Raw genomic sequence first — 18641 nt, 5'->3', positions numbered from 1 at the left:
CAGGATCAAGTCTCGTGACCGATTATCAGCGCACGCTTCTCACCGGCGCCGCCGGCGCTCTTGGAACACAGCTTCGCAAATCCGGTACCAGGCTCGGCAAGATCGTTCGGCTCTCGGCCCGACAGGCGTGCCAGAACCTGGCGCCGCACGAAGAGGATTCCCCGGCGGACCTCGCCGATTTCGATGCCGTTTCCCATGCAGTGAAAGGCTGCGACGCGATCGTCCATATGGGCGGACAGGGACTCGAGGCGCCGTGGAAGACCATTCTGGACGCCAATATCGTCGGCAGCTACAACATTTACGAGGCGGCCCGCCAGCATGGCGTCAAGCGCATCGTCTATGCCAGCTCGGTCCATGCCATCGGTTTCTACGAGCGGACCGAGACCATCGACGGCAACGTGCCGACCCGGCCCGACAGTCTCTACGGCGTGTCGAAGACCTTCGTCGAAAACCTCGCCCGCTATTATTTCGACAAGTTCGGCCTCGAAACGGTAAGCCTGCGCATCGGCTCGTCCTTTCCGGAGCCCACAGATCGCCGACATCTGATCACCTGGCTCTCCTACCGCGATTGCCGCCAACTCGTTGAAAAGAGCCTGTCGGCCGAACGCGTCGGCTTCATGGTCGCCTACGGCATGTCCAACAACAGCCGCGCCTTTTGGGACAACCGCACCGCCGCTTCTCTCGGCTACAAGCCGGAGGACAGTGCTGACGACTATGCGGAAAGGGTGTTCGCCAAGACGGAGCAGGGGGATCCGAACGATCCGGCCGTGCGCTTCCAAGGCGGCAGCTTCTGTGCGGCCGGCCACTTCGAAGACGAGAACAAGTGATGCGGGCTGCCAGGACCTCCTATGACCTCGTCATCGTCGGTGGTGCCGTCGTCGGCAGCTCGACCGCCTACTTCCTGGCGACCAATCCGGACTTCACCGGTTCCGTCCTGGTGATCGAGAAGGATTGGACCTATCAACGATGCGCGACGGCGCTCTCGTCCAGTTCGATCCGGCATCAGTTCTCGAACGCCATTAACGTCAAGGTCTCCCAGTTCGGCACGGAGTTCATCCGCAACTTCAAGGAGAACGTCGCCGTCGACGACGATACGCCGGAGATTGGCTTTCACGAGGCGGGCTATCTCTTCCTTGCGGGCGACGAACGAGGCGCTGAAGTTCTGCGCCGCAATCATGAAACGCAGGTCTCCTGTGGCGCCGGGGTGACGCTGCTCGAGGTCGAAGGTCTCGCGAAACGCTTCCCCTGGCTCAACCTCGAAGGGCTGGTGCTCGGCAGCACCGGCGAGCGTGGCGAAGGCTGGTTCGACAGCGTCGGCTTGATGCAGGGTTTCCGCAAGAAGGCCCGTTCGCTCGGCGTCGAATACATCGAAGACGAGGTTGTCGCGGTCAACCGCGAGGGCGACCGCGTCGTCTCCGTGACGACAAAGGGCGGCCAGACGATCGGCTGCGGGACGGTGGTCAACACCTCCGGCACCAACGGCAGACACGTCGCCCGCATGGCCGGTCTCGACATCCCCGTCGAGCCGCGCCGGCGCTCGCTCTTCGTCGTCGATTGCCGCACGTCCCTTGAAGGCAAGGTCGGACTGACCATCGATCCGACGGGAGTCTTTTTCCGTCCGGAGGGCAAGTTCTATCTGATGGGCACCTATCCCAAGCACGATCCGGAGGTCGATCCGAACGATTTCGAGGTGATGCATGACGAATTCGAGGAGGAGATCTGGCCGACGCTGGCGAACCGCGTGCCTGCCTTCGAGGCGATCAAGGTCGTCAGTTCCTGGGCCGGCCACTACGACTACTGCACGCTCGACCACAACGTCGTCCTCGGCCCGCATACGGAGGTGAAGAACTTTCTCTTCGCCAACGGCTTTTCCGGCCATGGGCTGCAGCAGTCGCCGGCCATGGGGCGTGGGCTTTCCGAAATCATTACCTATGGAGGCTTCCGCACGCTCGACCTTGCGCCCTTTGGCTACGAACGGGTTGTGGCGAACCGTCCTTTCCTCGAAGACGCCGTCATCTGACCAAAAGGGCAGGGGAACTTCATGAACAACGAAATCAAGACACGCAGCGGCGGCCAAGTGCTGGTCGACGCCCTGCGCATCCATGGCGTCGAGCGTGCATTCGGCGTGCCGGGCGAAAGCTATCTCGCGGTGCTCGACGCCTTCCACGATGCGGAAGACGCGGTCGAATTCGTCATCTGCCGCCAGGAAGGCGGAGCGGCCTATATGGCCGAGGCCTATGGCAAGCTGACCGGCAGGCCGGGCATCTGCTTCGTTACCCGCGGGCCGGGCGCCACCAATGCCTCGGTCGGCGTTCATACCGCCTTCCAGGATTCCACGCCGATGATCCTGTTCATCGGCCAGGTGGCGCGCGACCAGATGGAGCGCGAGGCATTTCAGGAGATCGACTATCGCCGCATGTTCGGCCAGATGGCGAAATGGATCGTCGAGATTGAGGATGCGGCCCGTATCCCCGAACTCGTCAGCCAGGCGTTCCATCGCGCCGTCAACGGCCGGCCGGGTCCGGTCGTCGTCGCACTTCCGGAAGACATGCTGACCGATGAGGTGGCGGTTGCCGATACGCCGGCGTACAAGCGGGTCGAGGCCCATGCGGGCGAGCAGCAGCTCGATGAGCTCGTCCGGTTGCTCGCGGAAGCGAAGCGCCCGATGCTCGTTGCCGGTGGTGGTGGCTGGACGCAGCAGGCGGTCGCCGACCTCAGGACGTTCTCCGAAGCCTTCTCGCTCTCCGTCGCAGCCTCCTTCCGCTGCCAGGACCTGTTCGACAATAGGCATCCGAACTATGCCGGCGACCTTGGCCTTGCCGCCGGGCCGAAGCTGATCCAGCACATCAAGGCCTGCGATCTCTTGATTTCGATCGGCGCGCGGCTCGGCGAAATGACGACGGGCGCCTATACGCTGATCGACATTCCGGTTCCGAAGCAGACGCTTGTGCACGTCCATCCGGGCGCCGAGGAGCTCGGACGCGTCTATCACGCGGCTTTGCCAATCAATGCCAGCGTGGCCGGCTTCCTGTCGCAGGCGGCGAAGCTAAGACCTGCGGCATCCGCTGCCTGGATGGAATGGACGAGGGCCGCGCATGCGGACTATCTAGAAAACCTGAAGCATCCGGAAATTCCCGGCCCGGTGCAGATGGGCGAGGTGATGGAGTGGCTGCGCGGTCATCTGAAGCCCGACGCGATCCTGACGACTGGGGCGGGAAATTATTCCGCCTGGGCGCATCGCTTCTATCAATACCGGACGTTTCGCACCCAACTCGGCCCAACCAACGGCTCGATGGGATATGGCGTGCCGGCGGCGATCGCCGCCAAGATCACCGCGCCGGACCGGATCGTTGTGGCCTTTGCCGGCGACGGCTGCTTCCTAATGAACGGCCAGGAACTGGCGACCGCGATGCAGTACGACGCGCGTGTCATCGTCCTGGTTATCAACAATGGCATGTACGGCACCATCCGCATGCATCAGGAGCGCAATTATCCGGGCCGGGTGTCCGGCACGCGTTTGACCAACCCGGATTTTGCCGCGCTTGCCCGCTCCTACGGACTGCATGGAGAAACGGTGCAGAGGACCGAGGAATTCGCCCCGGCGTTCCAGCGCTGCGAAGCCTCCGGCAAGCCGGCGCTGATCGAAATCCGCCTCGATCCGGAAGCACTGACGCCCAAAATGAGCCTCACGCAGATCCGCGAACAGGCGATGGCGCTGGGGAGGTAAGAATACGCCGCTGCTGCCGGACAGGATGGGTGACGGTGGCATTCCATCAAGGCGACCCCAATGGCGGGAGATTGCCGGCTGAGTGAACGCATCCTGCGACAGTGTCGACGATGCCGAAGTCTCCGCAGGCGCGCGTAGAAAATTTGCGAACCTGATCAGTCCGCCATCTCCACACTTTCAGGCTCGTCCAGCATCAGCCGGTATCTGTTGAGGCTCTCCTCGAGATGCACGGCAAGCGCATGCTTTGCTGCCTTCACGTCGCCCTGGGTGATCGCTGCCAGAATGGCCGCATGTTCCCTGTTGATTTTCTTCAAATAGCCACTGTAGGCGCGCGATGATTGGCGATGTTTCAGCACCAGTTCGAAGTTGATGCTTTCCATGACGGCTTCTAGAAAGCTCGGAAAATGCGGATTGCGGGTGGCGCGGGCGATAGCCAGATGAAAGTCGAAATCCGCGCGCGCTTCGACTTCCGCATCGTCCGTTTTGAGGGTTTCCAATTTGTCATAGGCGCGGGCAATCTCCGCGAGAGCTTCCGGAGTGCGCCTGGTTGCGGCCAGAGCGACGGATTGCATCTCGACGCCAAGCCGCAATTCGAGGATCTGCATGGCCGAGCGAATGTCCTCGATGCGGCTGATTTCATAGTGAAGCGTCTTGGCGTCCTTCTCAGTCACATAGACGCCAGCGCCTTGTCGCGCGGTTACGCGTCCTCCCACCTTCAGAGATGTCAGAGCCTCGCGAATGACGGTTCGGGAAACGCCGAATTCCTCACATAGCTGGGCGCTGGAGGGAATTTTCGCGCCGGGAGCATAGAGCCCGGAGTCGATGCGCTCGGTAAGCTTTGTGACGACGATTTCTGCCAAATTGCCACGTTGCGTGATAATCGACACCTATTCGCTCCGATTGAAAATCCCCGTTGGCACATATCACATATCGTGCCACATGCCGCTCGAAATATCGCGTTTCTCGATAGATTGCCTGCCTCGCGGGATTCTCTTCAAAGATGGAGGTGTTGGGCCCGCGGCGGAGTCATTTCGCACCGACAAAAACTGCTTGATCTCCATCCATCCTAGCATATAAGTGATAACATACAAACCATCAGGAGGCTCGTCGTGAAAGCCCAATCCGTTGTCATCGTGGGGGGAGCTTCGGGCCTCGGTCTCACCACTGCGAAACTGATGATCGCGCATGGAGCGGCGAAGATCGGGCTTATTGACCGCAATGAGGCATTGCTCGCCTCCGCGGCGGCGGAGCTGGAAGCACTCGGCGCGGAGGTGGCGGTAGCGGTTGCCGATATTTCCCGCGCAGAAACGGCTCACAGCGGTTTCGAGACGGTTGCCGGCAAGCTTGGCCGCATCCATGCTCTCGTCAACAGCGCAGCGATCTATCCCCGCAAGCCGATCCTGGAAATCACCGACGAGGACTGGGACCTGGAGAACGCCATCAACGTCAAGGGCACCTACCATATAATGGTGGCGGCGGTGCTGCATATGCGCCAGTTCGTGAACGCGCCGGAAGTGACAGGACGCATCGTCAACGTCACCTCCGTCGATGCCTTCAAGGCGCATCCGCAGAATGCCCACTATGCCGCGACCAAGGCGGCGGTGGTCAGCCTCACCAAGTCCTTCGCCCAGGAATGCGCCAAGGACCAGATCCTCGTGAATTCGGTGGCGCCGGCAGGCTTTGCGACGGACCGCGCTAAAGAACTCGGCTTCCTGCCGGAGCTGGCCAAGGCGAGCGCTCTTGGCCGCGCCGCCGAGCCCGTCGAAATGGCCGAATGGATCGTCATGATGGCGTCCAGCCGCAACACCTATGCCACAGGCGAGAATGTCGTCGTCAGCGGGGGCTATATCTATGTCTGACACCTATCGCGTGGCAGTCGTCACCGGCGCGACTAGCGGTATCGGCAAATCGACGGTTTCGGCTCTGCGGCAACGCGACTTGACGGTTTACGCGGTGGGCCGCAACGAAAGCCTGCTTGCGGAACTGGCAGATGGGTGCGGCGCTGTTCCGGTGCGGGCCGACGTGCGCGATACGGCCGTCATCGCCGAGGCGTTGAAGGATGTTGAAGTCGATATCCTCGTCAACAACGCCGGCATTCTTTCCACCCGCGCCACATTCCACGAGATCGAACCTTCCGAGATCGATGCGATGATCGATATCAATTTCAAGGCCCCGATGCACTTAACGCGCGTCTTCCTGCCAGGCATGGTCGCACGTAAGCGCGGTCATCTGATTTATGTGGGTTCCAGCGGCGGGCGGGCAGCCTATCCCAACATGGCGGTCTATGGACCGTCGAAGGCGGGACTAAGTCTCTTCTGCGACAACCTGCGTTGCGATCTCCTGGGGACTTCCGTCCGCGTCAGCGAAATCGTTCCGGGCCGCGTGGAGACGTCTCTCTATCGGACCTCGATTCCGGATGGTCAGGCAAAGGCCATGCTGTACGACGGATACCGCTCGATTCAGCCGGAAAATATCGCCCGCATCATCAACGATGTCATCGATTTGCCGGTATTTGTCGATGTCGCCCGTGTCGAAGTCTTCCCGACCGATCAGGCAAGCGGTGGCGGCACCATGGTGAAGCACGTGACCGCTTGAGCCGTCCGTTCTCTGGCCCAGGGGGCAAGCAAAGTCAGGACGCAACGACGAGGCGGCGAAGGAAGAGAAGAATCCGGATCTCCTCCAACGCTATCGCCCATTGGCGATCCGTTCCGTCGTCGCGGCCCATTGAATGAAGCCGCGGGAACATGCGCAGGCCGCCGCGCCTGAGCCGGCCTATGCCGCCAGCCTGCAGCTTCCTCCAGGATTTCAGTATCCGGGTGAGGATTGAGATAGCTCGCCTATCGTGAACCGGTCGCTGAGGGGGTTGGCCGGCAGCGTGGATCAGAGCGGGCGGCTTTCGTAGCCGGCCGCTCTGAGCGCGTCGGAGATCGCAGTCTTGTTGGCCGCGGTCTCGATGCTGACTTCCTTCTTGCCGAGGTCCACCTTGATTGCCGCGGCGGGATCGACGCCGCGAATCGCCCTTTCCACCACGCTGGCGCAATGGCTGCAGGTCATGTCTTCGATCTTGTAGCGGTGCATTTCCTGTCTCCGATTTTCGTTAGGAACCGAAGATGGGGCTTCCCACCGTTGGAAGGTCAAGAGCGCCCGGCGCGCCCTCGATCACTCCGCAGCTTCGACGAAGCGATGGCGCTCGTAGAGGAACTTGAGCACCGCTTCGCGGCATTTCAGGTAGGTGCGATCGGAGGCGAGCTCGATGCGCCGGCGCGGGCGGGCGAGCGGCACGTCGAGGATTTCGCCGATCCGGGCGGAGGGGCCGTTGGTCATCATCACGATGCGGTCGGAAAGCAGGACCGCTTCGTCGACGTCATGGGTGATCATCAAGACCGTGTTCCCGAGCGTCGCGTGGATCTGCATCACCTGATCCTGCAGATGGGCACGGGTCAGCGCGTCGAGCGCCCCGAAGGGTTCGTCGAGCAGCAGCACCTTCGGCTCCATCGCCAGCGAACGGGCGATGCCGACGCGCTGCTTCATGCCGCCGGAGACTTCCGAAGGGCGCTTGTCGGCGGCATGCGCCATCTGCACCAGTTCGAGGTTGCGCATGGTCCATTCATGCCGTTCCTGCCTGGTGCGAGTCGCCGAGAACACCTTGTCGACGGCGAGCCGGACGTTTTCGTAGACCGTCAGCCACGGCAGCAGCGAATGGTTCTGGAAGACGACGGCGCGGTCCGGTCCCGGCTCGTCGACCACCTGGCCGTCCAGCAGCACGACGCCGCTCGTCGCCTGCGTCAATCCGGCGACGATGTTGAGCAGGGTTGACTTGCCGCAGCCGGAATGGCCGATAATCGAGATGAACTCGCCCTTGTCGACCGCGAGCGACACTTGTTTCAGAACCTCGCTCAGCGTGCCGCCGCGTTCGAAGGTCTTGTCGATGAGTTCCAGCGAGAGATAGCTTTTGGGCATGAAAAGCCTCCTTTTCTTCAGGCGTTTGCCGTGCCGCGGGCGACTGCGCGGCCGATGAGCGCGATGATGCGGTCGAGGAGGAAACCGACGATGCCGACATAGATCAGCGCCACGATGATGTCGCTGATCAGCGACGAGTTCCACGCATCCCAGATGAAGAAGCCGATGCCGACGCCGCCGATCAGCATCTCGGCGGCGACGATCGCCAGCCATGAGAGACCAATGCCGATCCTCAAGCCAGTGAATATATACGGGGCGGCGGCCGGCAGCATGATCTTGGCGAAATATTCGAAGCCGTTCAGCCGCAGCACCCTGGCGACGTTCTGGTAGTCCTGCGGAATGTTGCGGATGCCGACGGCGGTGTTGATGATGATCGGCCAGATCGCGGTGATGAAGATGACGAAGATCGCCGAGGGGTTGCCGTCCTGGAAGGCGGCCAGCGAAAGCGGCAGCCAGGCGAGCGGCGGCACGGTGCGCAGCACCTGGAAGATGGGGTCGAGGCCGCGCATGGCGAGCGCGCTCTGGCCGACCAGAGTGCCGAGCGCCACGCCGACGGCGGCGGCCATGGCATAGCCGAGGGCGACGCGCTGCAGGCTGGCGAAGACGTGCCAGAAGAGGCCCTGGTCGACACCCTGACCGACATAGAAGGGATGCGCGATCAATTCCCAGCTCTCCTCGAGCACGCGCGTCGGCGCCGGCAGGCTCGAATCGGGCGAGGCACAGGCGAGCTGCCAAGCGAGGGTGAGGAAGGTCAGCGTCACCAGCAGCGGCAAGAGATTGGTGATGGTTTGAGCGGCAAAGCGCGGCAGGCGGCTGTCAAAGCGCGGTCTTGCCGTAGCCTCGAGAGCAATCACCTGCGCCGAGGACTGCGGCGGCGCCTGCGGTTTGAGCTTCAGATTGGTGGCGGACATGCCCTTCTCCTACGGGTTCTCGGTCGACGGCAGCCGGGACCGGGCCCGGCTGCGATTGCGGCATCAGGCGATGCGGCTGATTGCCAGGCTCTTCAGATAGGCTTCGGGATTGGCGGGATCGAAGACCTTGCCGTCGAAGAAAGTTTCCGGGCCGCGCGAGGTGGAGGGCGGAATGTCGGCGACGCCGAGATCCTTCGCCGCTTCGCGCCAGATGTCCTCGCGGTTGACCTTGGCGATCAGCCCCTTGATATCCGTATCCGGTGCAAGCTTGCCCCAGCGTATGTTCTCGGTGAGGAACCAGGCGTCGTGGCTCTGGAAGGGGTAGGAGGCGTGGTCGCGCCAGAACTTCATGAAATGCGGGCTGTTCTCCACGACCTTGCCGTTGCCGTAGTCGTATTCGCCCTTCAGCCGGTCGACGATGTCCTTCGGCGGCACGTTGAACCAGCTGCGCTTGCCTACGATCTTGGCAAGCTCGTCCTTGTTCGCCATGTCGTCGCACCATTGCGCGGCCTCCTCGACGGCCATGACCAGCGCCTTGGCGGCACGCGGGTTCTTCTCGACCCAATCGGCGCGCATGGCGAAGGACTTTTCGGGGTGCTTGGCCCAGAGCTCAGCGGTATTCACGGCGGTGTAGCCGATCTTCTGGTTGACGAGCTGCTCGTTCCAGGGCTCGCCGACGCAGAAACAGTCCATGGTGCCGACCTTCATGTTGGCGACCATCTGCGGCGGCGGTACGACGATCGTCTCGACGTCCTTGTCCGGATCGATGCCACCGGCGGCGAGCCAGTAGCGGATCCAGAGGTCATGCGTACCGCCGGGGAAGGTCATCGCGACCTTTGCCGCCGCACCCGCCGCCTTCTTCTTGGCGAAGGCGTCCTTCAGCACCGAGGCATCGAGACCGATCTTGAGATCCGCATAGGCCGCGCCGACTGAAATGCCCTGGGCATCGAGGTTGAGGCGGGTGAGGATCGCCATCGGCAGCGGCTGGTTGTTCTGCGTCACCTTGCCGGTCGAGATGAGATAGGGCATCGGCGTCAGGATATGTGCCCCATCGATGCCGGCGCCGGCAGAGCCGAGCACCAGATTGTCGCGCGTCGTTCCCCAGGAGGCCTGCTTCACCACCTCGACTTCGGTCATTCCGTATTTGTCGAAGAAGCCCTTCTCCTTGGCGATGATCAGCGGTGCGGAATCGGTCAGCGCGATGAAACCGAGGATGGCTTTCGCCGTCTCCGGACCAGCCCCCTGGGCAAAGGCCCCGGAGGGCAATAGCGTTTTCGCTGCGCCGACCATGGCGGCCGTCGCGGTCGTCTTCAGCAGGCTGCGGCGAGTAAAGCCGCCGATCGATATCTTGGTCATGCGCACGTTCCCTCAACTTGTTGGCCGGTCGAAAACCGACGAAAAAAACGCCGCTCGGAAATCGCGCTCCGGGGATCGGGAGGTATCCCTTTCGGAGGCAAAGACCGTCGCGACGTCACTGTCCTTCGCAGGCGCATTTCGCCTGAACTTGCTTCAATCGCCGTTGACCGAAGCAAGCACACCAATGCAAGCGTCGTGCCAAACACCGCCAGATCTCGTATGTGGCTGAATTGACGAGGGAAAATTAGCCAATTCCGATATGCCCAAAAATATAGCATGACCTGCAGAAGATGAATTATTGTGCGTTGCACCATCCAGCAATTTTGCATGCCGCGCAAACTATGTGCGCCGTCGCATTTCCTACGGGCAGTAGCGGCGCTCCCAATCGTTGCCTTGCGGCATGACCGAAGCATGCGGTGCTGTTTCGGCCCGCCCGGATCGCCTATATTGGTGAGGGCCATTCATCGGCCTCCGCGAGATAGACCGCGATGGCATCGACCGAGTTTCATCTTGTCACGACCTGGGCCGTCGACGCCTCTGTCCAGGATGTCTGGCGGGAGCTCAGCACGCCCGAGAGCTGGCCGGACTGGTGGCCCTCGGTCAATGAGGTCACGCTTCTGCGCCCAGGCGACGAGTCCGGCATCGGCGCCGTGCGTCGGATGAAATGGTCCACCGCTTTGCCCTATGACTTGGCCTTCAACATGGAAACGACCAGGGTTGAACCGCTATCGCTTATCGAGGGCAAAGCTTCAGGCGAGCTCGATGGGACCGGTCGATGGACGCTGCGGCGGGACGGAGCGGTATGCAATATCCGCTACGACTGGATCGTCAAGGTGACGAAACCCTGGATGGTCAGGCTTGCTGTCATCCTGAAGCCCGTCTTCAGCTGGAACCATGACGTCGTCATGGAACGCGGTCGGCAGGGCCTCGTGCGTCGCCTCGCCCGGAGTGCCTGAGGAATTGGCGCTTCGTTCGCGTCTCGCATGTTCACGCCGAAGCGCGTTTGCGTGCATGAGCCCCGAGGCGGCCGATTATAGGAATCCTATTTCTTTCCTCTTGGACCTCTCTCGTCCTATGCGCTTGAGCCATATTCTATTGATCCACGCGCCGCATCGCCTCGATCGCTGCGGCGACGGATATGCACGCCATCGCGATCACCTACCGGGCGGCCGGCGCCGCCTATCGGGGACGCGCAAGTCAGTAGAAACAACAGACAGGAATTATCGACATGGACCTTGTCGTATTCGCAATAGGCATCGTGTTCTTCGCCTTATCCTTTGCCCACGTTCGGGCGTGCAGCAACCTCTAGCGGCGGAGTGGAAAGATGCTCGTTCCAGCCGTGTATCACGGCTCAGGCCGCTTGGCATCCAGGCGCCGCATTCTTTGTGAAACGTCGGCGAATATCCGACACGCGCCTCCGGCGAGCACACGCCGTTTCTGACGTCACTTTCCCTTCGACAGCCGTTGCTCTATGACAACGCGGCGGAAGCGAGGGGAGGAACATGAGAAAACTGGTTGCTGGCAAACTTCACGGCATCCACGTGACCGAGGCTAACCTCAATTATCACGGCTCGATCACCTTGGATCCGGACCACTGTGAGGCGGCGGGCATCCTGCCGATGGAGTTCGTTGAGATCTGGAACAAGAACTCCGGCGCGCGCATCTCCACCTATGTCATTCTCGGCGAGCGCGGCTCGCGGTGCTGCATCCTCAACGGGGCGGCCGCCCGCACCTGCCAGCCGGGCGATCAGGTCATCATTTGCAACTCGGTCTATCTCGACGAGAGCCGGCTGACGGAGCTGAAACCGAGGGTGCTGACCTTCGACGAGAACAACCATGTTCGCGATCGCTTGACCTATTCGGTCGAGCGCGACCAGCAGGGCAAGTTTACGTTCAGCATTCTCGATGAAGAGGACAGGAGACAGCCGATCCCGCTTCCGGTGGCAGGAGCATAGCCGACTCTGGAGCGGGGCTCAGGAGGAGACCTCGGCGGCGAGCCAGCTGCGGAAGGCTTCGAGCGGCGGGTGGTTGGCCCGCGACTCGGGCCAGACCAGCCAATAGGCGCCGGAACCCGGAACAGAACGTTTGAGAAGCGGCACAAGGCGCTTTTCCTCTATCTCGACATCGGCGAGATAATCGGGAAGCAGGGCCACACCGAGGCCCGAAATGGCGGCCTGCGTCATCGTGGCGAACTGGTCCAGCAACATTCCCGTGACGCTCGGGGCTTCGGCGCCTTGAGCGGCAAACCAGATCTCCCAGGCGTTCCCGCGTGTCTCCAACTGCAGCAGCGGCAGACCGGCCATGTCGTCGACCGTGCGAACCGGGTGTTCGGAGAGAAGCGACGGAGCGATGCAGGCGGTCAAACGCTCCTCGAAGAGTTTCATGTGCCCCGCGTCGCGCCAATCGTCCGCTCCGAAATGAATGGCTGCGTCGAAACCCTCGGCGGCAAAATTGAACCGCTTGAGGCGCGTCGCAAGATTGATCGTCACGCCCGGATTCCGGGTTAGGAACGTACCGAGCCGCGGCGCCAGCCATCGCGTGCCGAAGGCCGGCAGGATGGCGAGCGACAGGGCGCCGCCGCCCGGATTGGCGGAAAACTCCATGCTGCCGCGCTGGATGAGGTCGAGCGCCCGGGTGACGTCCCGTCCATAGGCCTGAGCTGCTTCGGTCGGAATGAGCCTCTGCCTGTGGCGTTCGAACAGCGGCCGGCCCAATTGCTCCTCGAGGTTCTGGACAAGGCGGCTCACGGTGCTTTGCGTCAGATTGACTTCTCGCGCCGCCCCCGAGATCGAGCCGTTACGCAAGACCGCCTCGAAGGCCGAGAGGAGACTGATGGAGGGAAGAAACCGGCGCGGGCGCATCTGAACTATGTATTCCATACATGGAGACGGCGCAAAGTAGGCTTGCTTCGCCGGAAGAACAATCATTATCTGCATGGAGCGGCGCTTCCCTTTGCAGGGCTTCTGATCGCGCCGCCGGAGCCGAACACCCGCGCGATTCGCATAGCGGAGCTCCGCAGGGAGGAGCCAGGTCAATGGGCAACGTTCGAAGCGGCCGACATCAGTTCTTCGGGGCTCAGCGCCCGGCAAAGATTCTGGCCGTTCTCCTCGACTTCGGTGAAGCTCCAGCGCACGACGCCTTCACGGTCGAGCAGGAAATGGCCGACGAGCTGCATATGATTGGCCAGGCTGACCTGCTTATCGGCGTCCTTGATTTCGTACGGGTCCTTTTCGGCAAGGAGGTCTCCTGCCGCGGGCGGATTCATCGGTTCAGGCAATTCGCCCGGCAGGTCGACGCGCATCTCCATGACCGCGTCCATTCCGATTTTGGTCGGCCAGTCAGTCTCGTTTTCGGTGAACTCGACGATGGGCAAGCCGAAGGCGCGGTGCGATGCGCGGGCCGGATCGGATGCGGCGAGAAGACCAGCGATCGGATGGAAACGGAAGTAGAGACGGGCCCGTTCGACGGGAGTGTTTACCACGGCAAGCGTCTGAACGCCCTTTTCGCGGAGCGCCGGGTTGAGCTGGGCCATCGCCGCCACATGGCGGCGGCAGAACGGGCAATGCAGGCCGCGAAACAGGCCCACAAGCAGCGGGCTGCGGCCGCGAAAATCGTCAAGTGCGATCTTCCCCTCGCGCGAAATCGCGTCGAACACGACGTTCGGCGCCTGATCGCCCGGTTGCAATGGATTGTTGGCAGCGTGCGCAGACATCGGACAAACTCCTCGCGTCAAGGTACGGCCGAGAAAGGCAGTACGGCAGGGCTTCGAGGCCGCTGAATAGGCCTGACCTCTCGCTTTGCCGCACAGCCAGCTTCTGAATTCAGCATGGCCCCACAACGGTCCATGAGCAAGCGCTAAACGACACTGCACGATCCGTTCCCGTGGCCTGGAGGCATGTCCATTTGAGGTTCACTCGATATGTGCAGGGCTGCCGGGCGGGAACATTCCCGAACAGGCTGGTTATCGGACCACCTGAACGAGGACATGCCACGATGGTCGATCTGCCGGGAAAACGGGGAAGCTGCTGGGTGGCTGGCGCCGGGCCGACGGGCTATTCTCCGCTCGACGGCTCGATCCATGCCGAGACGGTCGTGGTTGGAGGCGGGATCGTCGGGCTTACCGCAGCGCTTCGCCTTTCCGAAGCTGGCCGTTCGGTGATCCTGCTCGAAGCGCTCGAGATCGGCGGGCAGGTGACCGGGCGTTCGACGGCGAAAATCACCACCCAGCACGCCTTGATTTATCGCCACCTCATCGACAGCCTCGGTTTGGCACGGGCGCGTAGCTATGCGGAGGCGAATTCGGCCGGAGCCGCGCTGATCAAGGACTGGATCCGCGACTATGCGATCGCCTGCGATCTCGAGCGCAAGAACGCCTATACCTATGCCACCAGCTCGGCGGGCCGCGAAGCCATCATTGCCGAGGCGGAGACGGCGCGACAGGTCGGGCTCGAGGCACAGGTGCTCGATCGTGCACCGCTGCCTTTCGAGACCACGGCTGCAGTTTGTTTTCCTGGTGAGGCGCAATTCAACCCGGCGAAATATCTCGTCGGATTGGCGCGCGCCGCGGCGGACCGGGGCGCGCGCCTGTTCGAACAGAGCCGAGCGATTCTGATCGACGTGGCGAGCCGCTGGCGCGTGGTCACTTCTGGCGGGACGGTTCATGCGGAACACGTGGTCGTCGCGACCAACATGACGGTCAAGAGCCCCGTCGGCATGGCAAACCGCACACAGCCGCGGTGCCATACCGCGATCGCCTTCCGCGTCGACAGTCCGCTCGCCGTCGATGGCATGTTCATCGGCATCGACGATCCGACACACTCGATCAGAACGGGGAGGGATGACGCCGGCCCCCTGCTTGTCGTGCTCGGTCCGAAGTTCAATACCGGCCAGGACGGGAACGTCGCCGCGCGCTTCGTCGAACTCGAGGAGTGGGCGCGGCAGAACCTGGCCGTCGGCGAGCTGGCCTGGCACTGGTGCAACGTGGACTACGACACCGCCGACCGGGTGCCCTATGTTGGCGAACCCGATCCCGAAAAGGCGCCGGGCTTCCATATCGCCACCGGCTTCAACGCCTGGGGCATTAGCAACGGCACCGCGGCCGGCATTATGATCGCCGACACGATCCTTGGCCGCGCCAGCCCCTGGCGGAGCCTTTATGATCCGACCCGGCCTTATCCCAAGGGCTTTCACAAGAATGGCGACAGCCAGTCGATTGTCGGCAGCGCGAGGGACATACGACCGGGTGAAGGCGGCGTCGTCCTGCGCGGCGACGAGAAGCTCGCCGTCTGCCGGGACGATGACGGAACCCTGCGTGCCGTCTCCGCCTCCTGCACCCACAAGGGCTGCACGGTGACTTGGAACAATGCCGATCGGACATGGGATTGTCCCTGCCACGGCTCGATTTTCGCAGCAGATGGATCGGTGATCCACGGTCCGGCCCGCAAGCCGCTTGCTCCGGCGGAGCTATAGCGAGGGCGACGGGCAGTTTCACTGCGACTGACGCTTGAAGATGCCGCAACAGAGCCCTGGCGCCGTAAGAGCGGCATCATGACGAGTTGAAGCGCTTCATCGATGACGCTTCCGGTGCGGGAAGAGTGTCGTGTCGCCTTCATCGATAACGCTCAGGTATGCGCCGATCCATTTGCGAGACGGTTGAAAATTATTCTGAGCCTTGCTTCGTTCTGGTTGGTTCCAGTGCGCTCCCCGACCCATTGTTCCTCAAGTCGCGGGCGCCAATCGCAATCCACCCCCAGCGCATCCTTGGCTTGTGGTCCATTCAACCGATTGAGGAGCGCGATAATGATCTCCCTGTCGCTGATCCCGCAGTCGGAGGATAGGTATTCCCATAAGTCCCTTTGGCAGTCCTCTATGAGCTTTCTCATTTTTTCGGAGTTCATCGGACACCTCAATAGGAAAGCTCGCTACTGCATGTTCCTCTAGATCATCGCCGTTCTGGAGATAAAAACATGCAGAGATTCAAAGGCGACAGCGATATCTGTGCGTCAAGCAGGACGCGCGCCGTAGTTGAGGTCCTGGAGCGGCGCGGAAGGGCATCGGCGCACCGCTCCAGGATCATCGCACGGCCGCGGCGGCGGGGGGCTGGCCGTTGTTCCGCAGGTGCTCACTATCGAGTATGTATTGCCGAGCAGCGCTCGGCAACGGGCCTAAGACCTTTGGACCCGCTACCCCGGACTAAGGTCCTAGGCGCGCTGGCATTCCTGAAAGAGCGCCGATGCACGCCTCAGGCGAGATTCGCTGCAATACGAGAGAGAAGTTCATTGGACAATAAGTTTATCCTATCGACGCAATCGGAAAATCCAACTTAAACTAATGGAACTGAATCGGTATGGTCGCACCAGATGCAGCTGCTGCCCCTTGAGTGCAGCGGCCAGCTCTGACGCACCGCCATGCAGAACGCCCGAGGTTGAAGACCGATGTCATCTGGATGGCGCAATTGAAGCCAAGCGCAATGGAGAGCATAATGGATTCCAAGGTCGAGAGTGCGGGCAAGTGTCCGGTGGCGCACACCCACACGGCCCATGGCGGAAGGTCGAATCGGGACTGGTGGCCGAACCAGTTGAATGTGCAGATTCTTCACCAACACTCGTCGCTGTCCGACCCGATGGGCCAGGCGTTCAACTATACCGAGGAATTCAAGAAACTCGACCTGGAGGCCCTGAAGAAAGACCTCCACGCGCTGATGACCGATTCGCAGGATTGGTGGCCGGCCGACTTCGGCCATTACGGGCCGCTCTTCATCCGCATGGCATGGCATAGCGCCGGCACCTACCGCACCGGCGACGGCCGCGGCGGTGCGGGTGCGGGCCAGCAGCGTTTCGCGCCGCTCAACAGCTGGCCGGACAACGTCAATCTCGACAAGGCGCGCCGGCTGCTTTGGCCTATCAAGCAGAAATACGGCAACAGCATTTCCTGGGCCGACCTGATGATCCTCACCGGCAACGTTGCGCTCGAGTCGATGGGCTTCAAGACCTTTGGCTTTGCCGGCGGCCGCGCTGACGTTTGGGAGCCCGAGGAAGACGTCTACTGGGGTGCCGAGGATACCTGGCTTGCCGACAAGCGCTATACGGAAGAGCGAGAGCTCGAAAAGCCGCTGGCCGCCGTGCAGATGGGCCTGATCTATGTGAATCCGGAAGGTCCGAACGGCAACCCGGATCCGCTTGCCGCTGCCCGGGACATCCGCGAGACCTTCGCCCGCATGGCGATGAACGACGAGGAGACCGTAGCGCTGATCGCCGGCGGACATACGTTCGGCAAGACGCACGGTGCTGGCGACGCCTCGCATGTCGGCGTTGAGCCCGAAGGCGCGGATATCGCCGAACAGGGCTTCGGCTGGACCAGCAGCTTCGGAACCGGCAAGGGCGGCGACACGATCGGCAGCGGCCTGGAAGTCACCTGGACGAGCACGCCGACGAAGTGGAGCAACAACTTCTTCTGGAACCTGTTCGGCTACGAATGGGAGCTCACGAAGAGCCCGGCCGGTGCGCATCAGTGGACGCCGAAAAACGGCATGGGCGCGGGCACGGTTCCGGATGCCCATGACCAGTCCAAGCGCCACGCGCCGGCCATGCTGACGACCGACCTCGCGCTGCGCTTCGATCCGGCTTACGAGAAGATCGCGCGGCGCTTCTTCGAGAACCCGGACCAGTTCGCGGATGCGTTTGCCCGTGCCTGGTTCAAGCTGACCCATCGCGACATGGGCCCACGGGTGCGCTATCTCGGCCCGGAGGTTCCGTCCGAGGAACTGATCTGGCAGGATCCGGTCCCGGCCGTCGACCACCCGCTCGTCGACGAAGAGGACATCGCCGATCTCAAGGAACGGATTCTTGCGTCCGGCCTGTCGGTCTCTCAGCTGGTATCGACCGCCTGGGCGTCGGCATCGACCTTCCGCGGTTCGGACAAGCGCGGCGGGGCAAACGGTGCGCGCATCCGCCTCGCACCGCAGAAGGATTGGGAGGTCAACCAGCCGGCCCAGCTTGCGACCGTGCTCGAAACGCTCGAAGGCATTCGGGAGGCATTCAACGGCGCCCAGTCCGGCGGCAAGAAGGTATCGCTCGCAGACCTGATCGTTCTCGGCGGCGCCGCCGCGGTCGAGAAGGCGGCGAAGAACGCCGGCCACGACATCGAAGTTCCCTTTGCGCCCGGCCGCACCGATGCGACCGAGGAGCAGACCGATGTGGACTCCTTCGGCGTACTGGAACCGATCTCCGACGGCTTCCGCAACTATCAGAAGGGCGACTATCTGATTTCGCCGGAAGAACTGCTGATCGACAGGGCGCAGCTTCTGACGCTTACCGCACCGGAAATGACGGTTCTCATCGGCGGCATGCGCGTGTTGAACGCCAACACCGGGCAGTCCCAGCACGGCGTGTTCACGACGCGGCCCGAGACGCTCACCAATGACTTCTTCGTCAACCTGCTCGACATGGGCACGGCATGGAAGGTCTCTGCGGAATCGAAGTATGTTTTCGAGGGGCGCGACCGCAAGACGGACGAAATCAAGTGGACCGGCACCCGCGTTGACCTCGTCTTCGGTTCGAACTCGCAACTGAGGGCCATTGCCGAGGTCTATGGCCAGGGCGACTCGCAGGAGAAGTTCGTCCGCGACTTCGTGGCGGCCTGGACGAAGGTGATGAACGCCGATCGCTTCGATCTCGTCTGATCGCGAG

At 62.2% G+C, this 18641-nt stretch carries 16 protein-coding genes; 9 read left to right on the top strand and 7 right to left on the bottom strand.

Annotation, left to right across the window (positions count from 1 at the left end; all coding sequences use genetic code 11):
* Nucleotides 1-14 precede the first annotated feature (14 nt).
* From SS05631_RS24045 to SS05631_RS24035, 3 genes are read left to right on the top strand one after another with little or no spacing between them, the layout of a single operon-like run.
* Nucleotides 15-827, top strand: a complete 813-nt coding sequence (locus SS05631_RS24045) for an NAD(P)-dependent oxidoreductase (protein ID WP_037416913.1) — start codon at nucleotides 15-17, stop codon at nucleotides 825-827.
* The gene (locus SS05631_RS24040) at nucleotides 827-2020 is read left to right on the top strand and encodes an FAD-binding oxidoreductase (protein ID WP_037416916.1); all 1194 of its coding nucleotides are present in this window, start codon (nucleotides 827-829) and stop codon (nucleotides 2018-2020) included. Before SS05631_RS24045 ends, SS05631_RS24040 begins: the two co-directional genes overlap by 1 nt.
* A gap of 21 nt (nucleotides 2021-2041) precedes the next feature.
* Nucleotides 2042-3727 (top strand): thiamine pyrophosphate-binding protein, encoded by a 1686-nt coding sequence (locus tag SS05631_RS24035; protein WP_037416918.1) that lies wholly within the window; start codon nucleotides 2042-2044, stop codon nucleotides 3725-3727.
* A 155-nt stretch (nucleotides 3728-3882) separates the two neighbouring features.
* Here SS05631_RS24035 and SS05631_RS24030 read toward each other — a convergent pair whose 3' ends face one another.
* A complete protein-coding gene (locus SS05631_RS24030; RefSeq protein WP_037416921.1) occupies nucleotides 3883-4614 on the bottom strand; it encodes a FadR/GntR family transcriptional regulator in 732 nt (243 codons plus the stop codon).
* A 222-nt stretch (nucleotides 4615-4836) separates the two neighbouring features.
* Between SS05631_RS24030 and SS05631_RS24025 the strand changes: the two genes are divergently transcribed.
* On the top strand, nucleotides 4837-5586 hold the full coding sequence (locus SS05631_RS24025) for an SDR family oxidoreductase (RefSeq protein ID WP_037416924.1): 750 nt from the start codon (nucleotides 4837-4839) through the stop codon (nucleotides 5584-5586).
* Nucleotides 5579-6322, top strand: coding sequence for an SDR family oxidoreductase (locus SS05631_RS24020; protein ID WP_037416926.1), 744 nt, complete (start codon nucleotides 5579-5581; stop codon nucleotides 6320-6322). Before SS05631_RS24025 ends, SS05631_RS24020 begins: the two co-directional genes overlap by 8 nt.
* Before the next feature lie 285 nt (nucleotides 6323-6607).
* Here the strand turns inward: SS05631_RS24020 and SS05631_RS24015 are convergent, their stop codons facing one another.
* From SS05631_RS24015 to SS05631_RS24000, 4 genes are all read right to left on the bottom strand, one after another.
* Nucleotides 6608-6805 (bottom strand): heavy-metal-associated domain-containing protein, encoded by a 198-nt coding sequence (locus SS05631_RS24015; protein ID WP_037416928.1) that lies wholly within the window; start codon nucleotides 6803-6805, stop codon nucleotides 6608-6610.
* Between the two features lie 81 nt (nucleotides 6806-6886).
* Entirely contained in the window at nucleotides 6887-7687 is an 801-nt protein-coding gene (locus tag SS05631_RS24010) for an ABC transporter ATP-binding protein (protein ID WP_037416930.1), read from the bottom strand.
* A gap of 17 nt (nucleotides 7688-7704) precedes the next feature.
* On the bottom strand, nucleotides 7705-8598 hold the full coding sequence (ntrB, locus tag SS05631_RS24005; RefSeq protein ID WP_037416932.1) for a nitrate ABC transporter permease: 894 nt from the start codon (nucleotides 8596-8598) through the stop codon (nucleotides 7705-7707).
* A 63-nt stretch (nucleotides 8599-8661) separates the two neighbouring features.
* Nucleotides 8662-9954, bottom strand: a complete 1293-nt coding sequence (locus tag SS05631_RS24000; protein WP_037416934.1) for a CmpA/NrtA family ABC transporter substrate-binding protein — start codon at nucleotides 9952-9954, stop codon at nucleotides 8662-8664.
* 488 nt (nucleotides 9955-10442) lie between these two features.
* Between SS05631_RS24000 and SS05631_RS23995 the strand changes: the two genes are divergently transcribed.
* Nucleotides 10443-10910 (top strand): SRPBCC family protein, encoded by a 468-nt coding sequence (locus tag SS05631_RS23995; protein WP_037416936.1) that lies wholly within the window; start codon nucleotides 10443-10445, stop codon nucleotides 10908-10910.
* A 546-nt stretch (nucleotides 10911-11456) separates the two neighbouring features.
* Nucleotides 11457-11909: an aspartate 1-decarboxylase gene (gene panD / locus SS05631_RS23990; protein ID WP_037416938.1), complete on the top strand. Its 453-nt coding sequence runs from the start codon at nucleotides 11457-11459 to the stop codon at nucleotides 11907-11909.
* 18 nt (nucleotides 11910-11927) lie between these two features.
* On the opposite strand, the gene SS05631_RS23985 is transcribed toward panD, so the two are convergent.
* On the bottom strand, nucleotides 11928-12815 hold the full coding sequence (locus tag SS05631_RS23985; RefSeq protein WP_037416992.1) for a LysR family transcriptional regulator: 888 nt from the start codon (nucleotides 12813-12815) through the stop codon (nucleotides 11928-11930).
* A gap of 170 nt (nucleotides 12816-12985) precedes the next feature.
* A complete protein-coding gene (locus SS05631_RS23980; RefSeq protein ID WP_037416940.1) occupies nucleotides 12986-13666 on the bottom strand; it encodes a redoxin family protein in 681 nt (226 codons plus the stop codon).
* Between the two features lie 281 nt (nucleotides 13667-13947).
* On the opposite strand from SS05631_RS23980, the gene SS05631_RS23975 reads away from it, so the two are divergent.
* Both SS05631_RS23975 and katG read left to right on the top strand, forming a co-directional pair.
* Nucleotides 13948-15423 (top strand): FAD-dependent oxidoreductase, encoded by a 1476-nt coding sequence (locus tag SS05631_RS23975; protein WP_037416942.1) that lies wholly within the window; start codon nucleotides 13948-13950, stop codon nucleotides 15421-15423.
* Nucleotides 15424-16435: 1012 nt separating this feature from the next.
* Nucleotides 16436-18634: a catalase/peroxidase HPI gene (gene katG / locus SS05631_RS23965; RefSeq protein WP_037416946.1), complete on the top strand. Its 2199-nt coding sequence runs from the start codon at nucleotides 16436-16438 to the stop codon at nucleotides 18632-18634.
* Nucleotides 18635-18641: the final 7 nt, after the last annotated feature.

The organism is Sinorhizobium sp. CCBAU 05631 (assembly GCF_002288505.1).
Taxonomy (GTDB): Bacteria; Pseudomonadota; Alphaproteobacteria; order Rhizobiales; family Rhizobiaceae; genus Sinorhizobium; species Sinorhizobium fredii_C.
This window is presented reverse-complemented; position numbering and strand designations above follow the sequence as displayed.

What these genes read in the sequence shown, in the direction of transcription:
- SS05631_RS23995 (WP_037416936.1), top strand. Translation starts at nt 10,443, where the DNA reads ATGGCATCGACCGAGTTTCATCTTGTCACGACCTGGGCCGTCGACGCC.
- SS05631_RS23980 (WP_037416940.1), bottom strand. Translation starts at nt 13,666, where the DNA reads ATGTCTGCGCACGCTGCCAACAATCCATTGCAACCGGGCGATCAGGCG.
- SS05631_RS24010 (WP_037416930.1), bottom strand. Translation starts at nt 7,687, where the DNA reads ATGCCCAAAAGCTATCTCTCGCTGGAACTCATCGACAAGACCTTCGAA.
- SS05631_RS24040 (WP_037416916.1), top strand. Translation starts at nt 827, where the DNA reads ATGCGGGCTGCCAGGACCTCCTATGACCTCGTCATCGTCGGTGGTGCC.
- ntrB (WP_037416932.1), bottom strand. Translation starts at nt 8,598, where the DNA reads ATGTCCGCCACCAATCTGAAGCTCAAACCGCAGGCGCCGCCGCAGTCC.
- SS05631_RS23975 (WP_037416942.1), top strand. Translation starts at nt 13,948, where the DNA reads ATGGTCGATCTGCCGGGAAAACGGGGAAGCTGCTGGGTGGCTGGCGCC.
- SS05631_RS23985 (WP_037416992.1), bottom strand. Translation starts at nt 12,815, where the DNA reads ATGCGCCCGCGCCGGTTTCTTCCCTCCATCAGTCTCCTCTCGGCCTTC.
- SS05631_RS24015 (WP_037416928.1), bottom strand. Translation starts at nt 6,805, where the DNA reads ATGCACCGCTACAAGATCGAAGACATGACCTGCAGCCATTGCGCCAGC.
- SS05631_RS24020 (WP_037416926.1), top strand. Translation starts at nt 5,579, where the DNA reads ATGTCTGACACCTATCGCGTGGCAGTCGTCACCGGCGCGACTAGCGGT.
- panD (WP_037416938.1), top strand. Translation starts at nt 11,457, where the DNA reads ATGAGAAAACTGGTTGCTGGCAAACTTCACGGCATCCACGTGACCGAG.
- SS05631_RS24000 (WP_037416934.1), bottom strand. Translation starts at nt 9,954, where the DNA reads ATGACCAAGATATCGATCGGCGGCTTTACTCGCCGCAGCCTGCTGAAG.
- SS05631_RS24035 (WP_037416918.1), top strand. Translation starts at nt 2,042, where the DNA reads ATGAACAACGAAATCAAGACACGCAGCGGCGGCCAAGTGCTGGTCGAC.
- katG (WP_037416946.1), top strand. Translation starts at nt 16,436, where the DNA reads ATGGATTCCAAGGTCGAGAGTGCGGGCAAGTGTCCGGTGGCGCACACC.